Here is a 3494-nt window from a genome sequence, read left to right on the forward strand (position 1 = left end):
GGGGACCGGCTGTCTTGCCCCCGTGACCGGCGGATCATCACCGCCGGCGTGACACCAGCTTCGGGGTGTCAGGACGCTGCGACTTCACGTCCGCCAGGAGCCGTTCGTCGGCACGTCCTCGGACGCGCTGCGGCCCACCGGCGGCCATCGCCTCCCCACCTCGCGTGTCGTGACGATCGCGATACGTCCCTCGTGTCGAGGCGGGATGAGGGATAAGAAGCATGAGTTCTGGAAAAGCGAAAGAGGAATATTTTTGCGGGAAGGACTGGACAATGAGTCGGACGTTGAAAGCGCTGACGAAAATCGCGTTTGGGCGCAGCCGATGTCAACCACCGCCGCCCGGATGATCGTCGCATCGACGCGTCCGAAGCGACCTGATTTGCCCGGCGAGCGCGTGCGCTCGATACAAAGCTGTCATCCCGGGCAAGCCGGAACGGCGCAAAGCGCCGCGCAGGCGCCGACCCGGGATCCATACTCCGCAGCAGCCGTGGTGAGACGAGATCGGAGCCACCGGCGTGCCGCCACACCACGCCCCAGGGTTATGGATCCCCGCTTTCGCGGGGATGACGGTGGAGGGTGAGGCGGCAGCTTCGCCATAGCCAATGAGCAAGGGCCGCCGTCGATGTTTTCCCCGCACAACGCGCCTGCGGCCTCTGCGCCAACGTCTTGCGCCACTTCCGGCTCGGCGCTGGAAGGTCCATGCTGCTAACATGACGACTTTGCTTGACAGGGCTTTCGACGTTGCACGCCGGCTTCCAGCCGAAGAGCAGGACGAACTAACACGCGTGCTGTTGCGGTTGACTGGACACGACGATGCTCGCGTCGACTTGACTCCCGTAGACCTGTCTTCATTCGAAGGATCGCTTCGCGAGGCGGATCAGCGCCAGTATGCGACCGACGACGAGATCAAGGCCATATGGGCCAAACGCGGTCTCTGAAACTCCGCTTCACGATTTCCCGCCGCGCGCGAACTTGAGCGGGATATGCCTGCCAGCCATCCAGGAGCTTCGGCCGCATCCACAGCTGTCGTCCCGGGCAAGCCGGAGCGGCGCGAAGCGCCGCGCAGGCGCCGACCCGGGATCCATACTCCGCGGCGGACGTGGTGAGACGACGTCGGAGCCACCGGCGTGCCGCCGCACGACGCGCGGTGGCTATGGATCCCCGCTTCCGCGGGGATGCCGGCGGAGGGGGGCGATGGCCGTCGCTCTGTTGAGTCGCAAAGGACTGGATCGCGTCGCTGCGCTCGCGATGACGGCGTGGCGAGGGCAGCGTTCGCAACTACGTCCTTGGCCGCCTCGGCGGCCGCTTCACCGGGTGCAGCCTTGGTGCCCGCGCCACGCGCGGGCGCAGCCGCGTCGCCGCCGCGCGTTTCGGCTTCACGGCGACCTGCGGCCGCGCCAGTTCCATCAGCATCCGCAGCGCCTCGATCACCGAACGTGTCCGCACTGTGCTGCGGCCGATGGCGCCGAAGCGGTGCTCGCGGTGGGTGATGCGGCCGTCGCGGGCGGCGACGGCGAAATGGACGAGGCCGACCGGCTTGCCGGGGGTGGCGCCGCCGGGGCCGGCGATGCCGGTGATCGCCACCGCGAGGTCGACGTCGGCGCGTTCGAGCGCGCCCACGGCCATCTGGATCGCGGTCTCCTTGGAGACGGCGCCGAAGGTTTGCAGGGTCGAGGCCTCGACGCCGAGCATCGCGCGCTTGGCCTCGTTGGAGTAGGTGACGAAACCGCGGTCGATGACATCGGAGGAGCCGGGGATCTCGGTGAGCGCGGCGGCGACCAGGCCGCCGGTGCAGGATTCGGCGGTCGCGATCATCAGCTTGCGCGACCGGCAGAGGTCGAGCAGCGAGCGGGCCAGCGCGCTGGTGGAGCCGATTTGACGTTCGCTCGCCATGTCCCGCTCTCGTCCTCGAACTAGCAGTCTCAAGTTTGACCGCGCTGAACTTGGATCTGTCCAAAGACTCGACGTGCAGCCGCGGGCACCTTGACCTCGCCCCGCCAGGGCGAAGCGAAGCTTCGCTAGGGCGGGGAAAGGTCGATTGCATCGCAAGATGCAATTCGGGTGAGGGTGCAGGTCTCACCATTCGCACTGCCCGTGCGGCTGCCCCTCACCCAACCCTCTCCCCGTGAAGAACGGGGAGAGGGAGCACACCGGCGCTCGCGGTTGAACTTCGACTCCAACGTCCAGAGACCAGCTCGATCTCGTATCTGAAAGGAGCGATCAACGCCGTCTAGGACATCGGATCGCTCGAGCTCACATGCTCCCGGCTACACACCCCACGGCAGACGGATCGTCGCGCTGGCGGTGGCCGCGATGCCTTCTTCGCGGCCGGTGAAGCCGAGGCGCTCGCTGGTGGTGGCTTTCACCGCGATGCGCGAGATGTCGACGCCGGTGATCTCGGCGATGCGCGCGCGCATCTGGTCGCGCAAGGGACCAATCTTCGGGCGCTCGCAGATCATCGTGACTTCGAGATTGGCGACGCGGCCGCCGCGGGCGGTCACGCGCTCGATGGCGTATTTCAGGAACTGGTCGGAGGAGGCGCCCTTCCACTTCATGTCGGAGGGGGGGAAGTGCGAGCCGATGTCGCCATCCGCGAGGGCGCCCAAAATAGCGTCAACCAGAGCGTGCAGGCCGACGTCGCCGTCGGAATGGGCCAGGAAGCCCTTGCTATGCGGCACGCGCAGGCCGCACAGCCAGACATGGTCGCCTTCGCCGAAGGCGTGCACGTCGTAACCGGTGCCGGTCCTGATATCGCCGAGCGATGCTGTAAGGCGCGCTTCCTCGCGCACGAAATCTTCCGGAGTGGTGAGCTTCATGTTGGCAACATCGCCCTCGAACGTCGCGACGGTCAATCCCGCCCATTCGGCAATCGCCGCATCATCTGTGAACTCGGTGAGACCGTCGCGCGCCGCGCGGCGATGAGCCTCGAGGATCGTGTCGAACTTGAAGGTCTGCGGCGTCTGCGCGATGCGGAGCTTTGCACGTTCCGGGGTCGCTGTGATGTCACCGCGGGCGCCGACTTCCTTGATCGTATCGGTGACGGGCACGACGGGAATCGCAGCGCCGGTCGTGTTGGCAGCGACGATTGCGCGCGAGATCACGGCCGGGGTCACGAACGGACGCGCGGCATCGTGGATCAGCACGATGTCAGGCTTGTGCGGCACCAGCGCTTCGAGGCCTGCGAGCACCGAGGCCTGACGCGTGGCGCCGCCATGTGCGGGCGGCTCGTGGCGCAGGCCGGAGACGGCGGCGTTGAAGACGTCGATGTCGTCGGGGTTCACGACCGGCTGCACCACGGCCACCTCGGGATGCTCGGCGAAGGCGGCGAGCGCGCGATGGATGACAGTGCGGCCGCCGATCGTGCGATATTGCTTCGGACCGCCGGCGCCGGCGCGCAGGCCGCGTCCGGCCGCGACGAGAATGGCTGCAGTCCGCTGAGAAGTCGTCATGGGAACGGGGTATCGATGTTGATGAGGTGAGGAAGCGGTGAATGG

The 3494-nt window shown here is 67.0% G+C and carries 3 protein-coding genes; 1 reads left to right on the forward strand and 2 read right to left on the reverse strand.

Annotated elements, in window-relative coordinates:
• Positions 1 to 710: 710 nt before the first annotated feature.
• Positions 711 to 938 (forward strand): hypothetical protein, encoded by a 228-nt coding sequence (locus tag BRAO375_RS32410; RefSeq protein ID WP_035643339.1) that lies wholly within the window; start codon positions 711 to 713, stop codon positions 936 to 938.
• 340 nt (positions 939 to 1278) lie between these two features.
• On the opposite strand, the gene BRAO375_RS32415 is transcribed toward BRAO375_RS32410, so the two are convergent.
• Together BRAO375_RS32415 and BRAO375_RS32420 are read right to left on the reverse strand one after the other, a co-directional pair.
• Positions 1279 to 1893, reverse strand: coding sequence for a CinA family protein (locus BRAO375_RS32415; protein WP_009031665.1), 615 nt, complete (start codon positions 1891 to 1893; stop codon positions 1279 to 1281).
• Positions 1894 to 2267: 374 nt separating this feature from the next.
• On the reverse strand, positions 2268 to 3449 hold the full coding sequence (locus BRAO375_RS32420) for a bifunctional 2-C-methyl-D-erythritol 4-phosphate cytidylyltransferase/2-C-methyl-D-erythritol 2,4-cyclodiphosphate synthase (protein ID WP_009031666.1): 1182 nt from the start codon (positions 3447 to 3449) through the stop codon (positions 2268 to 2270).
• Between the last annotated feature and the right edge of the window lie 45 nt (positions 3450 to 3494).

This window comes from Bradyrhizobium sp. ORS 375, assembly GCF_000239775.1.
Taxonomy (GTDB): domain Bacteria; phylum Pseudomonadota; class Alphaproteobacteria; order Rhizobiales; family Xanthobacteraceae; genus Bradyrhizobium.

Excerpts from the sequence above, each read along its gene's own strand:
- BRAO375_RS32410 (WP_035643339.1), top strand. The coding sequence starts at position 711 with ATGACGACTTTGCTTGACAGGGCTTTCGACGTTGCACGCCGGCTTCCA.
- BRAO375_RS32415 (WP_009031665.1), bottom strand. The coding sequence starts at position 1,893 with ATGGCGAGCGAACGTCAAATCGGCTCCACCAGCGCGCTGGCCCGCTCG.
- BRAO375_RS32420 (WP_009031666.1), bottom strand. The coding sequence starts at position 3,449 with ATGACGACTTCTCAGCGGACTGCAGCCATTCTCGTCGCGGCCGGACGC.